We start from the raw sequence: 22,418 nt of genomic DNA on the forward strand, positions 1-22,418 counted from the left end.
AAAAGCCAAAAATACGCTCAATGAGACACGAATTTTTGTAACATTTCCTGTTCTCTCGCGCGTTTTTGCCGCAAACCAGCATTCAAGAGGCACCTCCCCGCCTCCGCAGGAGATTCAGATGACGTACTCAAACACAATCGCAGAACTTCGCAACACCATCGAAAAGAATGGCCCATCTTGGGATGCGATTGACGCGGAGAGCACAGCTCGCATGCGTATCCAGAACCGCTTCACTACCGGCCTTGATATCGCGCGCTACACCGCGAAGATCATGCGCGAAGACATGGAAGCCTATGATGCAGACCCGGCAAACTACACCCAGTCGCTCGGATGCTGGCACGGTTTTATCGCCCAACAAAAGATGATCAGCATCAAGAAGCATTTCGGAAGCACCAAGCGACGTTACCTCTACCTGTCCGGCTGGATGGTTGCTGCGCTGCGAAGCGAGTTTGGTCCACTGCCCGATCAGTCAATGCACGAGAAAACCAGCGTTCCTGCCCTGATTGAAGAGCTCTACACATTCTTGAAGCAAGCCGATGCACGCGAACTGGGCGGAATGTTCCGCGAGCTTGACGTGGCCAAGGAAGCTGGCGACGCTGTTGCAACGCATCGCTTGCTGCACAGGATCGATAATTATGAAACGCATGTTGTGCCAATCATCGCAGACATTGATGCTGGATTCGGCAATGCGGAAGCAACTTACCTGCTTGCGAAGAAGATGATCGAGGCAGGTGCGTGTGCACTGCAGATCGAAAATCAGGTCTCCGACGAAAAGCAGTGCGGCCACCAGGACGGCAAGGTTACCGTTCCGCATGAGGAATTCCTGCAGAAGATCCGCGCGATCAGGCATGCATTCCTCGAGCTGGGCGTTGAGGATGGAGTCATCGTTGCCCGCACGGACTCGCTCGGTGCCGGCCTGACAAAATCTATCGCGTACACCAAGGAGGAAGGCGATCTGGGTGACCAGTACAACAGCTTCCTCGATTGCGAAGAAATTGCGCCTACAGACATCAATAATGGCGATGTATTCCTGAGCCGTGAAGGCAAGCTACTTCGTCCAAAGCGTTTGCCGTCAAACCTCTACCAGTTCCGCGCCGGAACAGGTGAGGATCGCTGCGTGCTCGACTGTATCACATCGCTTCAGCATGGCGCAGACCTGCTCTGGATCGAGACCGAGAAGCCACACATCGGCCAGATTGGCGGGATGGTTGATCGCATCCGCGAAGTCGTCCCGAATGCGAAACTGGTTTACAACAACTCGCCTAGCTTCAACTGGACGCTCAATTTCCGCCAGCAGGTTTACGATGCTTGGGGAGCTGAAGGAAAAGATGTCAGCGGGTTCGAGCGCGATAGGCTGATGAGCATTGATTACGACGGCACTGAACTGGCAGCGGAAGCGGACGAGCGCATCCGCACTTTCCAGCGCGACGCCGCTGCTCAGGCTGGCATTTTCCATCACCTGATCACGCTGCCGACTTACCACACGGCTGCGCTGAGCACCGATAACCTTGCAAAGCGTTACTTCGGCGAAGACGGGATGCTCGGCTACGTTCTCAATGTTCAGCGTGAGGAGATCCGCCAAGGGATCGCCTGCGTTAAGCACCAGAACATGGCCGGCTCTGACATCGGCGATGATCACAAGGAATATTTTGCCGGCGAAGCGGCTTTGAAGGCTGGCGGCAAAGACAACACGATGAACCAGTTTGAAGCAGCCTAAGGAGAGCGAAGATGAGCAACACCAACTCAAAGGAACCTGGCCGCGCACGCGCGCTGCTTTCGACTGCCGACTTCCGATTGCTGCGGCGCGCGCTGGAAAGCCATGCCAAATCAACAGAGGATCGGGAAGAATTAGCTAAGATCAACGCACTGCACCATCGCCTTGGCAATTACACCTAAAGGATTAGCGAAGCGGCCCTTCCCCCCGCTGCCGAGCTAGAACTTTTCTCCTGGGGAGGAGAAGTCGGCCGTCGGAGCTTCATTGCTTCGGCGGCCGAACCATTTGCGCGAGAGTGACGACGTGCCGGATCTTCGCCGGATGCTTCAAAGCATTCCGTAAGACCAGGCCAGCATAGCGGACAGGCTAGTCACCATAATCAAAACAAGCGGAACGCCAGTGCGGATATAGTCCTTAAAGACATAGCTGCCCTCACCCATAATCAGCATATTCGTTTGATAGGCAATCGGCGTGGCGTAACACAGGTTGCAGCCGAACAGCACAGCCAGCACAAGTGGTTCAGCAGGAACCCCCAACAGGCTTGCGATGCTGAAAGCAATCGGCGTACCCACAGTGGCCGCCGTCGCATTCGATGCGAAGTTCGTCAGCACCGTTACGAACAGCATGATTGCGGCAATAACACCGGCCGGCGGAAGAAACTGCAAGCCTAAGGACAACAACTCACCTAGCCACGCCGCAGCTCCGCTTTCCAATATTACGCGCCCGATGGCGATACTGGCCGCAATCAGCACGATGACCTGGGCAGACAAAGCGCGCCCAACACGTTCAAACTTCACGCAGCCGGTCAGGAACATAAGAATAGCGCCCGCCAATGCAGAGATCGCAATCGGAAAGATACCGACAGAAGCGGTAAAGATCGACACGCCCATGATAGTCGCAGCCAGCGCAGCCTTGGATTTGCGAGGCAACTCGCGTGCACCTTCCAGCATCAACAAGCTGTCGCTGGTGGCAAAATCCTGAAGATCCTCTGGTAATCCCATCACCAGCAGCACGTCGCCTTCACTGATCCGCAGATCGCCAACTTCGCTATAGTTTGCTTTTTCGCCCAGCAAACGGTCCGGCCTGTGAATACCTAACACAGCCACACCGTGGAGATCAGCGATGCCCGAGGTTGGCAAGGTACGGTTTATCAGACGCGAATCCGCGGTCACTGTCATCTCGACTACGACAATATCCCTCTCGCGATTGCCGGACTCGCGGCGGATCCGGTCGAGCACCCATGTCGGTGCGAGCTCGCCCTTCAACACGCGTACGGCATCTTCCAGCGCCTGGTGCGAACCGGACATATGTAGCCGCTGCTGAGGCTGTATCGGCCCGGTCATCTTGTCGTGAAAGCGAATACCCTCGGGAAGCTTTGGCAGGACTGCAGCCACTTCCTGACCGATCAGCTCACTGTCCCCACCGATCCGCAAACGTGTGTGGAACATGCGCGGGGCATGAGCCGCCGCGACGCGATTGTCACCCAGGAGCCTGGGCATCACCAACCAAAGATAAGGCAACGCAATCAGCGACGCACCCAGCACAATCGGAGTAAAGTCAAACACCCCAATCTCGCGCATCCCCAAGTCAACCGCGATCGAAACAACAAGTATGTTAGTGGAGGTACCAATTGTAGTGGCGAGCCCGCCCAAGAGCGAAGCCGCATTGAGCGGGATCAACGTTTTGGATGCGGGCAAGGCCCCACGTTCTGCCAATGCAACAAAGATCGGAATCATCAGCACCAGCACAGGGGTGTTGTTGACAACCATCGATAGCGTGAAGGCAATGAACAGCGAGAACAGCAATCCCAGCTGCAAATTGGCTTTGAATATTCGCTCCAGAACCCGCGCTGCCGGTTCAAGCGCGCCTGTAACCACCAATCCGCGCCCCATCACCATAAGCGCGCAAATCGTAATCAGCGCATAGTGACCGAAGCCTTCAAATGCGAGTACGAGCCCGTCCGTGGAGCTCGTGCCTTCGAGCGGGAAAAAATACAGACCGACTGCAATCACAGCGATCGTCAGCAGTGAAATGATCTCAATCGACATGCGGCCGCGCGCGAAGCCGACAAACATTGCGACGGTCAACGCCATTGCGGCGAATGCATGTAGGGAAGGCAGCGCGATCATTGCTGGCGCGAAGAATCATACACCTGCGACGAAAATACAAGCGAAATCACGCTGCGCCGGGTTGTGTTGATACTGAAATGCGCTGAAGGTGGAGGAGCTTAAACTGGGAGACACATAGATGAAGGCATTGGTTTTTAACGGCGCGCGGGACATCCGCTACGAGACTTATGCCGACCCTGAGTTGCGCAGCCCGAACAGCGTGATCCTGAAAGTAGAGAGCTGTTCAATCTGCGGAAGTGATCTTCACATGTATCACGGCGCGCACATTGGTGACAAAGACTACGGATCCGATGCTCCGAAGTTCTGTTGTGGACACGAGTTTATCGGTGAAGTCGTCGAAACAGGCCCGGAAGTTCACGGACACAAGGTGGGCGACAAAGTACTGGCCGCGGGCGGCACGGGTTGCGGGCAATGTCCGTCATGCCGGACCGGCAATGCCGGTTCTTGTGCCCATTCCACCGCCTTCGGGATCGGTCCGACTTTGGAAGGCGGCCAGGCTGAATATGTGTGCGTACCCAATGCCGATGCGACACTCTATTCGCGTGATGGCTTGTCAGACGAACATGCAATGCTGCTGACTGACGGCATGGCCACCGCCTATTTCGGCCTGACGCGCGCGGAACCAAAGCCAGGCGGCTCGGTGGCAATTGTCGGCTTGGGCCCGATCGGTTTGATCGGCGTGGAGCTGGCATTTTTACTTGGCGCATCGCAGGTGTTCGCGATCGACCCGGTCGAATCCCGCCGCAAAATGGCGGAGAAATTGGGTGCCGCCACTTTCGCACCTGGAGCGGACCTGGTTCCGCAAATCCGCGAGCTGACCGGTGGGCGCGGGGCACAATCTGTGTTCGAGGCCTCTGGCGCTAGCGGAGCAATCGCCAGCACACTGCCGCTGGTTGCCCCGCGCGGGAATGTCAGTTTTATTGGAATTCCAGAACCATCCGATACGCTGCCTCTGCCGCTTATCATGTTCAAGCATGTGACGGTGCGCGGCGGAATCTGCGACGTACCCAACATGTGGCAGCATCTTGTACCGATGCTGCAGCAGGGCCGCTTGAAGGCCGAAGGGCTTTTCAGCCACGACTTCAGATTGAGCGAGGGCGCAGAAGCCTACTCACTATTCGACAGCCGTGATGACGGGGTGATCAAAATCCGAATTGACGTGGACTGACGCGAAAAGAAAGTGGTGCCCCTGGCCCGACTCGAACGGGCACTCCGTTAGGAACTCGATTTTGAGTCGAGCGCGTCTACCAATTCCACCACAGGGGCTTCCTTTTCGGAAGGGCGCAGATAGCCGCGCCCGTTGGCATGTTCAACCCTTCAGTTCGTCCTGATTGGGTTATCGCTGCGCTATTTGAGCGCGCCAACCAACAACTTGTGAAGTTTCGAGTGCAAACCATCATTCGCAGCGAGCACCTGCTTTGAAAGCACAGGCTCCGAACGCCCGCGAAAATCGGTTACAAAGCCGCCTGCCTCACGGATCAGGAGACAGCCAGCTGCTGTGTCCCAATCGCTAAGACCAGTTTCCCAGAAACCGTCAAACCGGCCCTGTGCAACATAGGCCATATCGAGCGACGCTGCACCGAAACGGCGGATCCCGGCAACCTCGGGCCCGAATGCCGAGTAGATTTTCATCCATTCATTGGGATCACCCGCCCCTTGGAACGGGATACCGGTGGCAATCAGCGAATCTGACAGACGCGATCTCGCCGAAACGCGCAAACGCGCATCCTGCAGCCAGGCGCCGCGCGTCTTTTCCGCCCAATAGGTCTCGTCATTGATCGGATGATAGATAACCGCCGCTGTCACGTCGCCCCAGCCTGAACCGTCAAGCTTCGGCTCCTGCGCCGCGATCGAGATCGCAAAATGCGGAATGCCGTGCAGGAAGTTACTTGTCCCGTCGAGCGGATCGATGATCCAGCGCGGCTTGGTGGGGTCGCCTTCGATGACACCAGCTTCCTCCAGCACAAATCCCCAGTCGGGGCGTGCATGAAGCAATTCGTCATAGATGGTGCGTTCAGCGCGCATGTCCGCTTTGGATACGAAATCCGCCGGGCCCTTGCGGCTCACTTGCAAGTGCTCCACTTCGCCGAAGTCGCGGCGCAAACGATGGCCAGCCTTGCGGGCGGCTTTTTCCATTACGCGGATGAGGCCTGAAAACATCGACATGGGGGGTTAGCTCGCCTTCCCGACGTAGGTTTGCTCATACACATCAACGATGATGCGTGTGCCGCTGCCGATATGCGGGGGCACCATGATGCGCACACCATTGTCGAGGACTGCCGGTTTATAGCTGGAAGATGCAGTTTGCCCCTTCACTACTGCGTCGGCTTCGACGATTTCAGCTTCGATCTGCGCTGGAAGCTCAACACTGATCGGTTTTTCTTCCCACAGCTCGAGCTTCACCTGCATACCATCCTGCAAGAACGGTCGCGCATCGCCCAGCAAATCCGAAGGCAGAGTGATCTGCTCATAGGTTTCCTGATCCATGAAAACGAGCATGTCGCCATCTTCATAAAGGAATTGATACTCTTGAGTATCCAAACGCACCTTTTCCATCGTGTCGGCGCTGCGAAAACGGACATTGGTTTTGCGGCCATCCTGCAGGTTCTTCATTTCGACCTGCATATAGGCTCCGCCTTTGCCCGGCTGCGTGTGCTGGATCTTGGCAACTTTCCAGATGCCTTTTTCGTACTCGATGATATTGCCTGGGCGGATATCGACGCCGCTGATTTTCATGGGAACCAACCTTTTCAAGGAACCTGCAGAACACTGCTCTGCGTTGTGTTGCGCGCCCTTAGCCGAGCCAGCGATGCGGGGCAAGGATGCTGGCAAGTTCGCCGCTCGCATGATATCCGATAATCCATGAAACGGACTACTCTGATTGCTTGCACCGCTGCATTGGTGGCTTCAGCACCGGCAGCGGCGCAAATGCTGCGCACCATGCCTCATGGCCCCTATGAATGCGCCCTGCCCGGCGACGCCTCGAGAGAAGCCTGGATTCCGCAAGAGGATGAGAGCTTTCGCATCGCGCGCGCCTCGCGCTATCGCAATGATGCAGGCCGCGGTACATACATTCTCAAAGGTGACGAACTGACATTTACAGCCGGGCCCAAAAATGGCCAAAAACTTCGGCGTACCGGCCCGAATGAACTGCGCTCGATCAACGAAGACGGCTCGACCGGCCGGATGATTTGCGTGCGTGTGGGTTAGCTTGCCGCGCTGATTGCATCAGTAAAGGCGTTCACTGCCGCAACTTCATCGCTATTCCAGACCGCACCGGATACAGCCAGAAAATCCGCCCCTGCCTTTATCAGAGGCCCGCAGTTCTCTGGCGTAATCCCGCCAATTGCCACGCATGGGATTTCAAAGAGTGTGGCCCACCATTCGAGTGTTTCGATGCCGGGCCGTTCAGCATCGCCCTTATCCTTCGTGGTACTCTCGAAGAACGCGCCAAACGCAACATAGTCTGCGCCTGCTTCCCCGGCATCCATCGCCATATGTCGCGATGCGTGACAGGTAATGCCGATTTGCGCCTCGCGGCCCAATTCCTCACGCGCATCCCTTGGGTCGCCATCATCTTGTCCAAGATGGACGCCGTCAGCCTTCAAACGCTTGGCCAGCGCGACACTGTCATTCACGATGAACGCCACGTCGCGCTCAGCGCAGATCGCTTGCAGTGGCTCTGCAAGGCGCGCGGCATCATGCTGATCGAGATCTTTTACTCGAAATTGAAAGGCAGTGACGACGCCTTTGCCCGCATCCAGCGCTCTTTCAAGCCGCGCGGGAAAGTCACCTGAAACATCAAGCGGCGAAATCAGATAGAGCTGTGTTCCAGGTTCAGTCACGCAGGCGCTTTAGCCAGCACACGACGCATCTGCAATCTGATCAATGGCTTTGCCCAGAGCCGCATCAAATTCTGCATCACCCTGGCCTTTGCGAAGGTCTTGCAGCAGCCCACGGCTGAAACTTGCGATCATGCCAGGATTCTTTGCCAGATGCGCGCATGCATCATCGGTCGAATAACCACCTGACAGTGCCACAACGCGCAACACATTGGGGTGCGCGATTGCGGGTGCATATAGGTTCGGTTCAACAGGAATCGACAGTTTCAGCATAACTTTGCGTCCTTCAGGAAGCGCATCGAGAGCTTTCATGATTTCAGCCAGCAAGATCTGTTCACCTTCGCCGCGCTCATCTGCGTTGATGTCATACTCCGGCTCGATCATCGGCATCAGGCCTTTGTCCGCGATCCGGTTGCCGTATTCGAACTGTTGCGCGACGTTTGCGGCGATACCGCCTGCGTTTGCCGACTTGATGACCGAGCGCATCTTGGTGCCAAACATTCCAGCAGCAACTGCCTTCTCGAGCAGCGCGTCAAGTTTCGTCATGTCCTTCATCATCTGGACACCTTGGGCCTCATCTTCCAGCCCCTGATCTACCTTGATGAATGGCACGATACCGCGCTGCTTCAATGCATCCGGCGTGGGCACGCCTTCGACTAATCCGTCCATGGTTTTTTCGAACAGGATCGCGCCGATCACCTTTCCATTTGCAAAGCTTGGCGAGGTTATCACACGGCTACGCATCGCATGGATCGCCGCGAACATCTCATCATCGCCAGACCACTCGCTGTCTTCGACGCCATAACCACGCAACGCTTTGGGGGTGGAGCCTCCCGACTGGTCAAGCGCAGCAATAAAGCCGCTGCCCGTGGCGATTTTGGCGGTCATTTGATCGAGGTTCATGGATGTATTCCTGCTTGTTGCCATTTATGCATAGGTATGCACGCGCCCTTACCCAGCAGCGCGCTGCACTGCAACACCGACAAACTGCTATTTAGACAATGCGGCGACGCCAGGAAGATCCTTGCCTTCCATCCATTCAAGAAAAGCGCCCCCTGCGGTTGAGACGAATGTGAAATCATCCTTCACCCCGGCATGCGCAAGCGCAGCGACTGTATCGCCGCCCCCCGCAACCGATATGATCGAACCCTCTTGCGTCAGCGCCGCCGCCGTTCGCGCAAGCGCCACTGTTGCCGCATCGAAAGGCTCAGTCTCAAATGCACCTAAAGGGCCGTTCCAAACGAGAGTGCGGCACGTTTTCAAGACATCGGCCAAAGCCTCAACCGCTTGATCGCCGATATCGAGGATCATTTCGTCCTCGGCCACTTCGTGAACATTGCATGTGCGCAGGCTGGGTGGGTTCGCCGCGAAATCCTTGGCCACGACCACATCATAGGGAAGATGCACGGTGCACCCCGCGTGGTCCGCCTTGTCCATGATGGCATTGGCGGTGTCGGTCAGGTCATGTTCGCACAAGCTCTTGCCCACATCGACTCCGCGCGCGGCAAGAAAAGTGTTGGCCATCCCGCCACCGATGATGAGGTGCTGAACCTTGCCGACAAGGTTTTCCAGAACTGCGAGCTTGCTTGAAACCTTGGCCCCACCCACAACGGCCGCAACCGGCTGCTCCGGCGTTCCTAAAGCTGCATCAAGCGCTTTCAGCTCGGCTTCCATCGCGCGGCCGGCATAGGCTGGCAACAGATGCGCCAACCCTTCCGTGGTCGCATGTGCACGGTGCGCAGCCGAAAACGCATCATTGACGTAGAAATCGGCATTTGCCGCAATAGACTTGGCAAAGTCTGGATCATTGGCTTCTTCGCCTGACCAAAACCGGACATTGTCGAGCAGGCCGATATCCCCATTGCGCAGAATACCGATCGATTGCTCGACTACAGGGCCTGCAACCTCCGGAATGAACATCAGCTCTTTGCCCAACACATCTTCAACATCGCCCACAACCATGCTGGTGGACAGCACCGAGCTGCGATTGCCGCCGGGCCGCCCGAAATGAGCGAGCAAGAGCACTTTCGCGCCTTTGTCGCTCAATTCAAGGATAGTGGGCTTGGCAGCTTCGACCCGAGTGACATCGGTTGCTGACCCATCCTTCATCGGAAGGTTGAGATCGACGCGAACCAGAGCGACCTTGCCGGTCACATCGCCAAGGTCATCAAGGGTCTTGAAGGATGCCATTTTATTCGGTCCTTAAAGGAACTTCGCCATCACGCCCGACGTATCGATCATCCGGTTCGAGAAGCCCCATTCATTATCATACCACGAAACAACGCGGCAAAGCTTGCCTTCCATCACGGATGTTTCAAGGCTGTCGATCGTGGAGCTGGCCGGATAGTGGTTGAAGTCGCTGCTGACCAGCGGTTGATCGGTATAGTCGAGCACGCCTTTCATAGGGCCTTCAGCGGCCGCTTTGAGCGCCGCATTGAGCTCTTCTACCGTGGTATCACGGCCCGGCGTGAACACCAGGTCAACCAACGATACATTCGGCGTTGGCACGCGAACCGAGGACCCGTCCAGCTTGCCAGCAAGTTCTGGCAGGACCAGGCCAACCGCACGTGCTGCGCCGGTCGTGGTCGGGATCATGTTCTGCGCCCCGCCGCGTGCCCGGCGCATGTCACCGTGCATCTGGTCCAACATACGCTGATCATTGGTATAGCTGTGGATCGTGGTCATAAAGCCGCGCTCGATCCCAACTGTCTCGTTCAAAACCTTCGCCATCGGCGAGAGGCAGTTGGTGGTGCAGCTGGCGTTCGACACGATCACATCGTCAGCGGTCAGCGTCTCATGGTTCACACCGTAAACAATTGTGGCTGAAACATTCTTTGCCGGGGCGGAGATCAGCACCCGCTTTGCGCCCGCTTTTAGGTGAGGCTCAGCAGCCTCGTGGCTCTGGAAAAAGCCGGTGCATTCCAAAACAATATCGATCCCTTGCGCCGCATGCGGCAAATTGCCCGGATCACGCTCGCTGGTCACAGCAATAGACTTGCCATTGACGATGATAGCATTGTCGCCGACTTCCACCGTGCCGGGGAAACGACCGTGTGTGCTGTCATATTGGAACAACAATGCGTTCGACTTCGTATCTGCCAGATCGTTGATCGAAACCAATTCAAGATCATGATCGCTGCGTTCCAGAATGGCGCGCGCCACCAGACGACCGATACGTCCAAAACCGTTGATTGCAACTTTAGTCGCCATGGGGGAAACTCCTGCTTATGCGTTCAATTTGTTCAAGATTTGCGGGACAATTGCCTCCGCAGTGAAACCGAATTTGGCAAACAGATCGCCGGCAGGTGCAGATGCGCCAAAGCGATCCAAGCCAATATTAATGCCATCGGTGCCGGTATAGCGCTCCCAACCCAGGGTTGAGCCTGCCTCAATCGAGACCTTGAGCGCACCCGCCGGCAAGACATCAGCACGATAGTCATCCGACTGCGCTTCGAACAGTTCGGCACAGGGCATAGAGACAACATCGGCGCCGATGCCATGCCCTTCCAGAGCCTGTGCCACTTCACATGCCAGCGCAACTTCCGAACCTGTAGCAATCAGCACAACCTTGCGGTCAGCATTCGCGGAAACAAGACGGTATGCGCCCATGCCTGAACGGTTCGACAAGGCTGACCAATCCCCATCACCGTCTCCGCGCAATTGCGGCAGACCCTGTCGAGACAGGCACAAGACCGAAGGCGTTTCAGGCGTAGACAAGGCCAAGGCCCAGCATTCTGCAGTCTCGATTGTATCGCATGGGCGATAGACATTGAGATTCGGGATCAACCGCAGGCTCATGACCTGCTCCACCGGTTGGTGCGTTGGCCCATCTTCACCCAGGCCAATGCTGTCATGGGTCATGACATAGATAGCTTGCGTTTGTTGCAGCGCTGACAGGCGGATCGCATTGCGGCAATAATCGCTAAAGATCAGGAACGTACCGCCGTAGGGCACAACGCCGCCATGCAGTGCCATTCCATTCATTGCTGCGGCCATGCCAAATTCACGTATGCCGTAATAGACATAGCGACCCGCATAGTCTTGAGCGGTCAATGGCGTTGTGCTGGACGTTTTGGTGTTGTTGGAACCGGTCAGGTCTGCTGATCCGCCAATAAGCTGGGGCAAAGCCGCTGTAAGAGGCTCCAGCGCCATTTCCGAAGCTTTGCGAGTGGCAACCTTCTTCGGTTCTGCAGCCAGACCATGGATATAGGCCTCAAGTGCAGGCGACGCCAAATCGGCCACGCCCATCATATGGTTTTCGAATTTGGCCTTGCGATCCAGATCGGTCGCAAGCCGCCCCGCCCAGGCGCCATGTGCAGACGCACCGCGTTCGGCGGTCGCATGCCAATCGGCCAAAATGTCAGTCGGAACCTCGAACGGTTCGTAATCCCATCCAAGTTCTTCACGCGCAGCCGCGATTTCATCCGGGCCCAGCGGCGCGCCGTGCGTTGCACTGGTACCTTGCTTGTTCGGCGCACCTTTACCGATCACGGTTTTGCAAGCGACAAGCGATGGACGACCATCAGCAACAGCTTCATCGAGCGCGCGAGCGATATCAGCAAAGTCATGCCCGTCACAGCTAACCACGTGCCAACCAGTCGCCCGATAGCGGGCCTTGATATCTTCACTGGTGGAAAGATCGGTGCCACCATCGATGGTGATGTTGTTGTCGTCCCAAAGAACATTCATCCGGCCAAGGCCGAGATGACCGGCAAGCCCGATCGCTTCGTGATTGATGCCCTCCATCAAACAGCCATCGCCCGCGATAACCCATGTACGGTGATTGACCAGATCATCGCCGAAGACAGCGTTCAGGTGTCGCTCAGCCATCGCCATACCCACTGCCATGGCAAGCCCTTGCCCCAATGGGCCGGTGGTGCACTCGACCCCGGGCAGCAAGAAGTTTTCCGGATGGCCCGCGCACGGGCTGCCTAGCTGACGGAAGTTGCGGATGTCGTCCATCGTCGGAGCAGCGTATCCCGACAGATGCAGCAGGCTATAAATCAGCATTGAGCCGTGCCCGGCTGAAAGCACAAACCGGTCCCGGTCGGCCCAGTCGGGTGCATGAGGGTCAAACTTCAGATAATTGGACCACAATACTGTAGCGACATCCGCCATTCCCATTGGCATTCCCGGATGCCCCGAATTCGCAGCTTGCACAGCATCCATCGACAATGCGCGGATTGCGTTGGACATGGGTTGAAGACGGGCGGGATCGAGGCTCATTCGCAAACTGCTCCTGACAAGCATTGAGCGGTGCCGGATCAGCCACCGCCCGGCGCGTCGATTCGACGCGTTGGCGGACCCTTCGCGGAGGGCCGTTATCAGGTCAAGGCGAACAATCGAGCCTTCCACTGACTGTCGATTTTTCTAATGAAACAGGGTTCTTGAAGAGCAGTTATCAACAGGATGCGCCAAGGCTTTGCTCCTGCTGACGAATTTGGGTAAATCCCTGCTATGGAAAGTGATCGTATTTCGCAGGCGATCGAGAGGATCGAGGCAGCTGCCAACCGTATCAGCGCGGCGGGCGGCAAGCTGAGCGTTTCAGCGACGGGCGATAATGAGCTGGCAGCAAAGCACGAGGCGCTGCGTCACGAGGTCTCACAGACCCTTTCCAAACTTGACGAATTGATTGAGGGCTTCGAGCAATGAGCGAAGTCACACTCCGCATCGCCGGCAAGGCTTACAAAGTCGCCTGCGCCGACGGTGAAGAGGCGCACCTCGCCCGCCTTGGATCAATGATCGATGAAAAGCTGAACCAGTTGCAAGGCAATCTAGCCGGGACAGAAGCGCAGAATCTCTTGTTTGCTGCACTGTTTCTCGCGGATGAATTGCACGAAACACGCGAAGCACTTGGAGAAGATCCAAGGGATCTCGCCTCAAAAATCCAGGCCCTTGAAGAAGGTGCTAAAAACGCAGAGAAAAAGACCCGTGAACTTTCGCTGGAGCTCAACGCGCTTAGAGCTGAACGAGATGCAATCGCCAACGATCTGGCCAACATGAAGTCTGCTGCATCAGGGCAGGAACCGCTTTTTGCGACTGATAATATCAGTTCCAAACTGGAGCAGCTGGAGCAGCTGGCGGATTTGATCGAAAAATGTGCTGACACGCTTGAGGCACAGGCTGCGACACACTAAATAGACAATTGGCGGGACTGCCCGGCACGAGCCGTTCGAACATCCCTGAGGCTATAAGCAATTCCTAGGGAGCTGTCCCTGTCTTGGATTACGGGTTCGTCCTGGGGCCCAGGACATACGGCGCCCACCTGACGTTTAGGCGTCAGAGGATTTCTCGAGCAAACGACCCATGGTGGTTCCGCCACATCTTTCATTCCGCACGCTTTCCAGCGCGCGATTTCCTCGCTCACGCGACCTTACGGTCGCATCGCTGCGGGCGCCCGGTCGGGCTTGCGGCCATGCAGGCCGATTGATCGAGTAGGATACGTAGCAATGAAGAAGCCCGAACTTCGAAAGAAATTGCGCGCAGCTCGCCGGGAACATGTTGAGAAACTGCCAGAAACAATGCGCGGGCTGGTGTTCCGCCACCCCCCGTCCCAGCTTCTTCAAAAAATCGCTACAGACGCTGTGATAGGCTTGTACCATGCCGGCCCATACGAGGCTCCGACCGCCCACTACACAACCTATTTCCACGAGAACGGGCACACGATCACTCTACCGCGCTTCGCATCAAACAAGTCTCCAATGGAATTTGCTGTTCATGTGGACCCGTTCGGCGAAAGCGACCTGGTTACCGGTCCCTTTGGAATGCTTGAGCCCCGCACAGAAGCCGAGACCTTGATTCCGGATGTACTGCTAATCCCGCTGGTAGGTTTTACCGCCAACGGAGACCGCCTCGGTCAAGGTGGCGGGCACTATGATCGCTGGCTGGCGGAACATCCTGGACGGATAGCGATTGGTCTCGCGTGGGATGTGCAATTATGCGACGCCTTGCCCACAGAGCCACATGATCAGCGTTTAGATGCTGTGATTACACCAACGCGGATGTACGGACCTTTTTGATGCGCGAAACTCCAACCTGGCGAATCCCCGTTGGCATACTCGGTCTTTTCGCCGCCCTCATTGTCTATGGTATCGTGATCGCGCGCCACGCGCCTGATCTGATCGGCGGCTGGCCGATATGGGTACAGACGATCATCTACCTCGTGCTCGGGCTGATCTGGCTGCTGCCTTTGAAACGCTTCCTGATCTGGATGGAGACAGGGCGCTGGAACGCTCCAGATTAGGTTACCGTTTGAACCGGAGGGTCAATGACACGCAAACTACTGATCGGCTTGCTCCTTGTCGCAATTCTAGCAGGGAGTTTTGCCCTATTCGGAGGGCAATGGATTGGACAACGCGTGTTCGAACGCGCGGTAGAGCAGCGCGCTGGCGTAGATCAGACTGTCGATTTCGCCGACGGATTGCATGTCTTTGTTTGCGGTAGTGGGTCACCAATGCCTGATGCCAATCGCGCTGGCCCATGTCTGGCGGTACTGGCGGGCCGCGATGGATATATTTTCGACGTTGGTTCGGGTTCCGACCGCAAGCTTGGCGCTATGGGCTTTCCTATGGTTCGTCTCGAAGCGACATTCCTGACACATCTGCATTCGGACCATTTCGACGGGTTAGGCGCGTTAATGTTGCAGGCGTGGATGGCCGGCGGTCGCAGCACGCCACTGCCAGTCTATGGCCCGGAAGGGACCGACCGGGTGGTCGACGGTCTAATGACAGCCTACGGGATCGATCGCGGCTATCGCATCGCGCATCATGGCCCGGAAGCCGCAAGGCCAAGTGGATTCGGCGGCGTGGCGACGAACATTGATGAGAGTTTCACCTTCGAACGCAACGGACTGTCAATTCGCACCCTACGCGTAGATCACGCTCCAATCGACAATGCCTATGCCTTTCGGCTCGACTACAAGGGGCGTTCAGTGGTGATCAGCGGTGACCTGAAGTACTCAAAAGAGTTCGCGCGGTTCGCGCAAGGTGCCGATCTCATTCTGCACGAAGCGCTCAATCCAGCGATGGTTGGCAAGCTGGGCGAAACGCTGGCCGCACGAGGCAATACCGATGGCGCGAAAATCATGGCCGATATTCCGGATTATCACACCACGCCTGAAGAAGCGGCACGGGTTGCGCAGCTCGCCGGTGCGAAAGCGCTGGTTCTATACCATCTGGTGCCAGCACCGCCCGCGCGCCTGATCGAGCCCGCATTCTTGGGTGATGCCAAACAGAATTTTGATGGTCAGCTGGAATTGGCCAAAGACGGCATGTTGATCAGCCTACCGGCGCAAAGCCAGCAAGTCGAAATCGATCAGCTTCTCTAGGAAAATTCCCCAAGTGGCGCGAGTGACGGGACTTGAACCCGCGACCTTCGGCGTGACAGGCCGACACTCTAACCAACTGAGCTACACCCGCGCAGCCACTTGGGAGACGGGCAAATACGGCCGAGTCCAGATGCTGTCAACGACCGTTTGCGCGAAAAATCAAACTTTATTCGCTCAAAAGCAGGACAGGTGTTTCGATCAGTTTTTTGACCTCTTGAATGAAGCTGGCCGCGTCATATCCGTCGACTACGCGATGATCGCAACTGATCGAGATATTCATCAGCTTGCGCTTCTCGATACGTTCCTGTCCATCAGGACCAGTGACAAACATCGGGCGCTCGACGATGCGATTCGGGCCGATTATCGCGACTTCGGGGCGATTGATCACCGGCGTTGTTGCAACCCCGCCGAGCGGCCCAAGTGACGTGACGGTCAGCGTCGATCCAGACAGCTCGTCCGACTTGGCAGAGCCGTCGCGCGCTGAATTGGCAAGTCGTCCAATTTCGTTCGCAAGCTGCCACAGGTTTTTAGCCTGCGCATCCTTGATAACCGGTACCATCAATCCATTGTCGGTCTGGGTTGCCATGCCCAAATGTACAGAACCATGGCGCGTCACCACGCCTGCTTCGTCATCATAACGCGCATTGATCATCGGATATTCTGGCAGTTTCTTGCAGATTGCTGCGATCAACAGCGGCAGCATAGTCAGCTTGGGTTTGCTACCGCGTGCAGAATTCAGCTGCGCGCGCATCCGCTCAAGCTCGGTTACATCGCACTCTTCAACATAAGTGAAATGCGGGATGTTGCGCTTCGCAGCAGACATATTTTGCGCAATACGCTTGCGCAGGCCGATGACTTTGATGCTCTCGTCCGCACGCGCCACTCCGGCGGGAGCAAAACCTCCGCTCGCATTATAGGCTAGAAACTGATCCAGATCGCCATGGCGAATGCGGCCGTCTTCGGCGGGTTTTACTTCGGACAGATCAATTCCCAGATCGCGCGCGCGCTTGCGTACCGCAGGTGTGGCAAGGACCTTTTCCACGGCCTCAGCCGCAGCCGGAGCTGGCTTTGATGCTTGCTCAGGTTCTGGTGTTCGTTCAGGTTCTGGTTGACGTGCTGGCTCAGCTTGCTGAACCTCTTTAGTTGCCGGTTTAGCTTCAACTTCGTTCGCTTCCTCGACCTCGTCAGGCACTTCGCCTTCGACCTCGACAACGACCAGCATCGCGCCAACCGCGATCACATCGCCAACTTCACCGGCAACTTCAGTGACAACACCGTCAACCGGGCTTTCGATGTCGATCGTCGCCTTGTCGGTCATCACATCGACGAGATGCTGGTCTTCCGATACAGTGTCGCCAACCTTCACGTGCCATTCAACGATCTCGGCTTCGGCAACGCCTTCGCCGACGTCAGGCATATTGAATGTGAACTTTGCCATCGGGTCAGTCCTTCAGAATCTTGTCGATCGCTTCGCCAATACGAACCGGGCCAGGGAAATAGGCCCATTCAAGGCTGTGCGGATAGGGTGTGTCAAATCCGGTTACACGCTCAACCGGAGCTTCGAGATGATAAAAGCAGCGTTCGGTCACGAGCGCAGATAACTCGGCGCCGAAACCGGCGGTTCGAGTCGCTTCGTGTACGATCAGACAGCGCCCGGTCTTTTCGACCGAAGCTTCGATTGCTTTGATATCAAGCGGAACAATTGTCCGCAGGTCCAGAATATCGGCGTCGATACCCTTTGTTGCACACACAGCCTCTGCCACGTGTACCATCGTGCCATAGGCCAGCACAGTCAGTGCTTCACCCTCTGTCACTTGACGTGCTTTGCCAAGTGGAACCTTGTAGTACCCTTCCGGTACAACGCTATCGTTGTGCTTCTTCCACGGCTCTACCGGTTTATCATAATAGCCCGAGAACGGGCCGTTGTAGATACGCTTTGGCTCGAAGAAGATCACCGGATCATTGTCTTCGATGGCGCTGATCAACAGTCCCTTCGCGTCATAGGGTGTAGCCGGAATGACTGTCTTCAAACCCGCTACATGCGCAAAAATCGCTTCGGGTGACTGACTGTGCGTCTGGCCACCGAAGATGCCCCCACCGAAGGGAGACCTCACAGTCATGGGTGCGATATAGTCATTCGCCGAGCGGTAACGCAGGCGTGCTGCTTCCGAAATCAGCTGATCAAGGCCGGGATAGATATAATCGGCAAACTGGATTTCCGGAACGGGTCGCAGGCCATATGCCCCCATCCCCACCGCGACGCCAATAATGCCGCACTCGGAGATTGGCGTATCAAAAACACGGGTCTTTCCGTGCTTTTCCTGCAGACCAGCAGTGCAACGGAATACGCCGCCAAAGTAACCGACGTCCTCGCCCATCACGATCACATCGTTGTCACGCTCAAGCATAATGTCGAGCGCGTCATTGATCGCTTCAATCATGTTAAGGCGGCGCTCCGTGCCCGCGTCACCCGTGGCTTGATCTTTCACATCAATGCTCATGCGCCCGGCCCTCCCTTGGGCCATTTGACCTGGCGTTCGCGAATGGCTTGCTCAGCCTGTTCTTCCAGATTCCATGGCAGTTCTTCGTAAACATCTTCAAACATGGTGTGGAATGGGTGATGCATTCCATGCCCGAGGATGCCGTTCTTCTCGGCTTCCTTGGTAGCGGCCTTCACCAGCTCCGCACATTCAAGGTCCATCGCTGACTGGCGATCTTCGTCCCACTCGCCTAATTCGATCAAGTGGTTCTTGAGGCGCATCACTGGATCACCCAGCGGCCACTCCTCGCGCTCCTGCGCACTGCGATAGCCGGACGGGTCGTCCGACGTAGAGTGGCCCTCTGCGCGATAAGTGAAGTATTCTATCAAAGTCGGACCAGCATTCGCGCGCGCGCGGTTCGCGGCCCATTGCTGCGCTGCGTAACATGCTAGTGCATCGTTTCCGTCGACGCGAAGGCCAGCCAAGCCATATCCCAGTGCGCGTGCAGCAAAGGTAGTGCGCTCGGCACCTGCAAAGCCAGAGAAGCTGGAGATCGCCCACTGGTTGTTGATCACATTCAGGATGACCGGTGCGTTGTATACCGTTGCGAATGTACAGGCGTTGTGGAAGTCACCTTCGGCAGTTGAACCCTCACCAACCCATGTTGCGGCGATCCGGGTGTCACCCTTGATCGCGCTCGCCATCGCCCAGCCCACCGCCTGGGGGGTTTGTGTGGCAAGGTTGCCTGAAATCGAGAAAAAACTGTGTTCTCTGCTTGAATACATGATCGGCAGCTGGCGACCCTTCAACTTGTCGCCTTTGTTCGAGTAGATCTGGTTGATCATGTCGACAATGGGATAGCCGCGCGCGATCAAAATGCCTTGCTGGCGATAGCTGGGGAACACCATATCGTCAGATGCGAGCGCCATTGAGGATGCCACGCTGGTCGCCTCTTCACCGGTGCACTTCATGTAGAAACTGGTTTTGCCTTGGCGCTGGCCGCGGAACATGCGGTCATCAAAAGCGCGCACCATCGCCATGTTGCGCAGCATCGTTCGCAAGGTATCCGCATCAAGTTTCGGATCCCAGGCGCCATGCGCCTTGTTGTCGTCACCAAGAACGCGGACCAGACCATAGGCAAAGTCCAGCATGTCCTTTGGATCGCTTGTTTCATCCGGACGAGGCTGTGTACCCGCCTCAGGGATCTCGAGATGACTGTAGTCCACCTCATCGCCCGGCCTGTACTTCGGCTCTGGAACGTGAAGCTGTAGCGCCGGCTTGTTGCTTTTCGGCTCAGGTGTTGTCTCAGGCCTATTGGCCATGACTGGCTCTCCCCCTGCTAACAGCAGGTCTGTAGCATTCTTTTACGTTGGCGTTATTTTATTTCACGCAAAGACTACGGTCAAGCTGGTCTAGCCGCTTTCACTCATACCGCAACAGGTGCCTTGATCGGGGCCTGCGGTGCGTAATCATGCACTACAAAATCATCGATTGTGTAATCGAAAATTGTGTCCGGCTTGCGCGTGATTTCAAGCGTCGGGTTGCCTTGCGGCTCGCGCGAGAGCTGTTCGGTGATCAAATGCTCGTGGTTCAGATACAAATGAACGTCACCACCCATCCACACCAATTCGCCGGGTTCGAGGCCAGTCTGCTGCGCGATCATCCGTTGCAGCAGAGCCGCTGACCAAAGGTTAAACGGTAGGCCCAAGGCGACATCACAGCTGCGCTGATAGAGCATGCAATTGAGGCGCCCTCCCGCAACATGAAACTGATAGGTCTTGTGGCACGGCGGCAGCGCCATCCGGTCCAGCTCTGCCACGTTCCAGCCTTCGATAATGTGCCGCCGGCTGCCGGGATTATTGCGCAGGCTTTCGACGACTTCCGCAACCTGATTGATGCCCGGCCCGCGCTCGTAGAGCCCGTCCTTTCGATAGCGATAGGTCGGCCAATCAACCCATTGCTTGCCGTATACCGGCCCCAAATCACCCCACTGACGCGCAAACTCTTCGTCGTCGGCAATCCGTTGAACAAAATCATCAAGCGCGATGTTATCGCCGGTTTCCTTGACGTATCGCGCGTGCGGCCATTCATTCCATATCTTCACGCCCTGCAGTACAAGCGGACGAATGTTGGTCTCGCCAGTCAGGAACCACAGCATCTCGCGCGTCGCGGTTTTCCAGTAGACCCGCTTCGTGGTGAGTAGCGGCATCGCGCCATCGGCAAGATCGAACCGCAGCATCGCACCGGCAATCGAACGCGTGCCGATTCCGGTGCGATCAATGCGCTCGCTGCCACCCTCCCAGATGCGCCGCATTAGGTCGAGATATTGCCATTCAGGATGACCTGGGCCGGTGAGTTTAGACGGAATAGTTTCAGGAGACTCAAGCGTTGCCATTGGCGGACCCTAAACCTGCATTTGCTCGCTTGCCACCCTGCAAAAGCGCACTTATATCGCGCCTCCTGCCTCGACCCACAGTTTTGTGTGGGGCCGATCCGGTCGGGGAGTAGCTCAGCCTGGTAGAGCACTGTCTTCGGGAGGCAGGGGCCGGAGGTTCGAATCCTCTCTCCCCGACCATCTAAACTGGCTCGATGCCGATTATTCCTAGCGCAGCCGTGAGTGCACCCAGCCCTAGCGACAGGTGCCAGCGCAGCCGCATAAAGTCTTGTCTGCCAAGATCGAGCCATCGGTCGACCAGCGGACTGAGCGCGATCAATGCAGCAAGAAACATTAACGCCGGTCCGGGCCATTCCCAGCCGAAGGTCCATGGCAAAAACAAGGCCAGAGCAAGCAGGCTAGGCAGCACGGCGACAAGGTATGCCGCAGCATCTGCTCGCCCCGAAGCCAGCGACTGACCCCACCACACGCCGCCAAGAAAGCTGAAGATGAATGCCGCGTAGCCAAAGCCTGCGGCAAGCGCCACATACCCAAACTCTCCGCCTTGCAACACCAATGCAAGCGCGATGAATTGTGGGATCAGTCCCGCATAGCCCAACCCTTTGGCGGCGGGAGTCAATGTTTGTTCTGCCATTCCCGAACAATAGCCAAAACCATCATGTGTTCCCTCCCCCCTCGCATTTTGTGTGATTGCAGTCACAATGCTCATGGCGCAAAACAAAATACATGAACTTGTTTAATCTTAGCGGCAAAACCGCAGTCATCACCGGCGGCAATAGCGGCATCGGACTCGCCTTTGCGCGCGGGTTGGTGAAGTCCGGCGCGGACGTAGCCATCTGGGCGCGCAATGAAGCGAAGAACGCTGCCGCGGTGGAGGAGCTCAACGCCTTTGACGGCGGGAGCGCGGCAGCTTTCCCTTGCGATGTCGCCGAAGAGGAGCAGATTGCCGCAGCGATGGCCTCGGCACTCGATCGCTTCGGAAAGGTCGATATATGTTTCGCCAATGCGGGAATTGGCGGGGGCATGGCGCTGCCGGAAATGACCGCTGAGGCATGGGACAAGGTGATGGCCGTCAATGCCCGCGGCCCCGCCCTCACCTATCGCTATGTCACCGAACATATGGTTGAGCGCGGCGAAGGGGGGAAGCTGATAGCGACCAGTTCTGGCCAATCGATCATGGGCGTAAACCGCAGCTCGAACTATGCCGCATCGAAAGCCGCTGTGAACGGGCTGACACGCGCGGCAGCATTCGAATTGGCGAGATACCAGATTACCGCGAACGCTCTGCTTTTCGGTTTCTACGAAACTGATCTGACTGCTCAGGCAGATCCGCGTTTTGCCGAATGGATGACCAAGCGCATTCCCTTGCGGCGGTTTGGCGACCACGATGGACTGGAAGGTCTGGCGGTGTTCTTTGCTTCGCCGCACAGTGACTATATTACAGGGCAATGCCTGCCCGTAGATGGCGGGCTCTGTATTAGCTGAGGAACAGGCGATGCCGCCGATCATTGGTCTATGGTATGCAGCACCTG

General features: G+C 56.7%; 23 protein-coding genes and 3 tRNA genes. 11 read left to right on the forward strand and 15 right to left on the reverse strand.

The features are described from left to right. The first annotated feature begins 118 nt into the window (after window positions 1-118). Together QQX03_RS08500 and QQX03_RS08505 are read left to right on the forward strand one after the other, a co-directional pair. Complete coding sequence (locus QQX03_RS08500; protein WP_285975320.1) at window positions 119-1,717, forward strand: isocitrate lyase; 1,599 nt, start codon at window positions 119-121, stop codon at window positions 1,715-1,717. 11 nt (window positions 1,718-1,728) lie between these two features. Further along, a complete protein-coding gene (locus QQX03_RS08505; protein WP_285975321.1) occupies window positions 1,729-1,896 on the forward strand; it encodes a hypothetical protein in 168 nt (55 codons plus the stop codon). A gap of 144 nt (window positions 1,897-2,040) precedes the next feature. On the opposite strand, the gene QQX03_RS08510 is transcribed toward QQX03_RS08505, so the two are convergent. After that, window positions 2,041-3,843: an SLC13 family permease gene (locus QQX03_RS08510; RefSeq protein WP_285975322.1), complete on the reverse strand. Its 1,803-nt coding sequence runs from the start codon at window positions 3,841-3,843 to the stop codon at window positions 2,041-2,043. 118 nt (window positions 3,844-3,961) lie between these two features. Between QQX03_RS08510 and QQX03_RS08515 the strand changes: the two genes are divergently transcribed. After that, complete coding sequence (locus QQX03_RS08515) at window positions 3,962-5,011, forward strand: alcohol dehydrogenase catalytic domain-containing protein (RefSeq protein WP_285975323.1); 1,050 nt, start codon at window positions 3,962-3,964, stop codon at window positions 5,009-5,011. Between the two features lie 13 nt (window positions 5,012-5,024). Here the strand turns inward: QQX03_RS08515 and QQX03_RS08520 are convergent. From QQX03_RS08520 to efp, 3 genes are all read right to left on the reverse strand, one after another. Further along, a tRNA-Leu gene (locus QQX03_RS08520) sits at window positions 5,025-5,109 on the reverse strand. A gap of 81 nt (window positions 5,110-5,190) precedes the next feature. Further along, window positions 5,191-6,009, reverse strand: coding sequence for an inositol monophosphatase family protein (locus QQX03_RS08525; protein WP_285975324.1), 819 nt, complete (start codon window positions 6,007-6,009; stop codon window positions 5,191-5,193). Window positions 6,010-6,015: 6 nt separating this feature from the next. Next, window positions 6,016-6,579, reverse strand: coding sequence for an elongation factor P (efp, locus tag QQX03_RS08530; protein ID WP_285975325.1), 564 nt, complete (start codon window positions 6,577-6,579; stop codon window positions 6,016-6,018). Between the two features lie 126 nt (window positions 6,580-6,705). Between efp and QQX03_RS08535 the strand changes: the two genes are divergently transcribed. Then, window positions 6,706-7,053 carry an elongation factor P gene (locus tag QQX03_RS08535; RefSeq protein WP_285975326.1) on the forward strand — a complete coding sequence of 116 codons (348 nt, stop codon included), beginning with the start codon at window positions 6,706-6,708 and terminating at the stop codon, window positions 7,051-7,053. Here QQX03_RS08535 and thiE read toward each other — a convergent pair. From thiE to tkt, 5 genes are all read right to left on the reverse strand, one after another. Beyond that, window positions 7,050-7,688 (reverse strand): thiamine phosphate synthase, encoded by a 639-nt coding sequence (gene thiE, locus QQX03_RS08540; protein ID WP_285975327.1) that lies wholly within the window; start codon window positions 7,686-7,688, stop codon window positions 7,050-7,052. The two genes, QQX03_RS08535 and thiE, sit on opposite strands and share 4 nt — an antisense overlap. A 9-nt stretch (window positions 7,689-7,697) precedes the next feature. After that, on the reverse strand, window positions 7,698-8,588 hold the full coding sequence (locus QQX03_RS08545; RefSeq protein ID WP_285975328.1) for a fructose bisphosphate aldolase: 891 nt from the start codon (window positions 8,586-8,588) through the stop codon (window positions 7,698-7,700). An 87-nt stretch (window positions 8,589-8,675) separates the two neighbouring features. Then, complete coding sequence (locus tag QQX03_RS08550; RefSeq protein ID WP_285975329.1) at window positions 8,676-9,875, reverse strand: phosphoglycerate kinase; 1,200 nt, start codon at window positions 9,873-9,875, stop codon at window positions 8,676-8,678. 12 nt (window positions 9,876-9,887) lie between these two features. Further along, window positions 9,888-10,895 carry a type I glyceraldehyde-3-phosphate dehydrogenase gene (gene gap, locus QQX03_RS08555; protein ID WP_285975330.1) on the reverse strand — a complete coding sequence of 336 codons (1,008 nt, stop codon included), beginning with the start codon at window positions 10,893-10,895 and terminating at the stop codon, window positions 9,888-9,890. Between the two features lie 15 nt (window positions 10,896-10,910). Further along, the gene (gene tkt, locus QQX03_RS08560) at window positions 10,911-12,911 is read right to left on the reverse strand and encodes a transketolase (protein WP_285975331.1); all 2,001 of its coding nucleotides are present in this window, start codon (window positions 12,909-12,911) and stop codon (window positions 10,911-10,913) included. A gap of 231 nt (window positions 12,912-13,142) precedes the next feature. On the opposite strand from tkt, the gene QQX03_RS08565 reads away from it, so the two are divergent. The 5 genes from QQX03_RS08565 (at window position 13,143) to QQX03_RS08585 (ending at window position 16,011) form a co-directional block, all read left to right on the forward strand. Next, entirely contained in the window at window positions 13,143-13,337 is a 195-nt protein-coding gene (locus QQX03_RS08565) for a hypothetical protein (RefSeq protein WP_285975332.1), read from the forward strand. Further along, a complete protein-coding gene (locus QQX03_RS08570; RefSeq protein ID WP_285975333.1) occupies window positions 13,334-13,822 on the forward strand; it encodes a cell division protein ZapA in 489 nt (162 codons plus the stop codon). Before QQX03_RS08565 ends, QQX03_RS08570 begins: the two co-directional genes overlap by 4 nt. 312 nt (window positions 13,823-14,134) lie before the next feature. Continuing rightward, window positions 14,135-14,704: a 5-formyltetrahydrofolate cyclo-ligase gene (locus tag QQX03_RS08575; RefSeq protein ID WP_285975334.1), complete on the forward strand. Its 570-nt coding sequence runs from the start codon at window positions 14,135-14,137 to the stop codon at window positions 14,702-14,704. Then, the gene (locus tag QQX03_RS08580; protein ID WP_285975335.1) at window positions 14,704-14,928 is read left to right on the forward strand and encodes a DUF2842 domain-containing protein; all 225 of its coding nucleotides are present in this window, start codon (window positions 14,704-14,706) and stop codon (window positions 14,926-14,928) included. The genes QQX03_RS08575 and QQX03_RS08580 overlap by 1 nt, the downstream gene beginning before the upstream one ends. A 24-nt stretch (window positions 14,929-14,952) precedes the next feature. Next, window positions 14,953-16,011, forward strand: coding sequence for an MBL fold metallo-hydrolase (locus tag QQX03_RS08585; RefSeq protein WP_285975336.1), 1,059 nt, complete (start codon window positions 14,953-14,955; stop codon window positions 16,009-16,011). 14 nt (window positions 16,012-16,025) lie between these two features. Here the strand turns inward: QQX03_RS08585 and QQX03_RS08590 are convergent. The 5 genes from QQX03_RS08590 to thyA form a co-directional block, all read right to left on the reverse strand. After that, window positions 16,026-16,102 (reverse strand) — tRNA-Asp (locus QQX03_RS08590). A 75-nt stretch (window positions 16,103-16,177) separates the two neighbouring features. Then, window positions 16,178-17,449 carry a dihydrolipoamide acetyltransferase family protein gene (locus QQX03_RS08595; RefSeq protein ID WP_285975337.1) on the reverse strand — a complete coding sequence of 424 codons (1,272 nt, stop codon included), beginning with the start codon at window positions 17,447-17,449 and terminating at the stop codon, window positions 16,178-16,180. 4 nt (window positions 17,450-17,453) lie between these two features. After that, complete coding sequence (locus QQX03_RS08600) at window positions 17,454-18,512, reverse strand: alpha-ketoacid dehydrogenase subunit beta (protein WP_285975338.1); 1,059 nt, start codon at window positions 18,510-18,512, stop codon at window positions 17,454-17,456. After that, on the reverse strand, window positions 18,509-19,813 hold the full coding sequence (locus QQX03_RS08605; RefSeq protein ID WP_285975339.1) for a 3-methyl-2-oxobutanoate dehydrogenase (2-methylpropanoyl-transferring) subunit alpha: 1,305 nt from the start codon (window positions 19,811-19,813) through the stop codon (window positions 18,509-18,511). Before QQX03_RS08605 ends, QQX03_RS08600 begins: the two co-directional genes overlap by 4 nt. A gap of 104 nt (window positions 19,814-19,917) precedes the next feature. Then, window positions 19,918-20,886 (reverse strand): thymidylate synthase, encoded by a 969-nt coding sequence (gene thyA, locus QQX03_RS08610; protein WP_285975340.1) that lies wholly within the window; start codon window positions 20,884-20,886, stop codon window positions 19,918-19,920. 103 nt (window positions 20,887-20,989) lie between these two features. On the opposite strand from thyA, the gene QQX03_RS08615 reads away from it, so the two are divergent. Continuing rightward, window positions 20,990-21,066, forward strand: a tRNA-Pro gene (locus QQX03_RS08615). A gap of 1 nt (window position 21,067) precedes the next feature. Here the strand turns inward: QQX03_RS08615 and QQX03_RS08620 are convergent. Continuing rightward, window positions 21,068-21,520: a DUF3429 domain-containing protein gene (locus QQX03_RS08620; protein WP_285975341.1), complete on the reverse strand. Its 453-nt coding sequence runs from the start codon at window positions 21,518-21,520 to the stop codon at window positions 21,068-21,070. A gap of 92 nt (window positions 21,521-21,612) precedes the next feature. Here QQX03_RS08620 and QQX03_RS08625 point away from each other — a divergent pair, with 92 nt between their 5' ends. Further along, window positions 21,613-22,371, forward strand: coding sequence for an SDR family NAD(P)-dependent oxidoreductase (locus QQX03_RS08625; RefSeq protein WP_285975342.1), 759 nt, complete (start codon window positions 21,613-21,615; stop codon window positions 22,369-22,371). Window positions 22,372-22,418: the final 47 nt, after the last annotated feature.

It is taken from the genome of Altererythrobacter rubellus (assembly GCF_030284385.1).
GTDB lineage: Bacteria > Pseudomonadota > Alphaproteobacteria > Sphingomonadales > Sphingomonadaceae > Erythrobacter > Erythrobacter rubellus.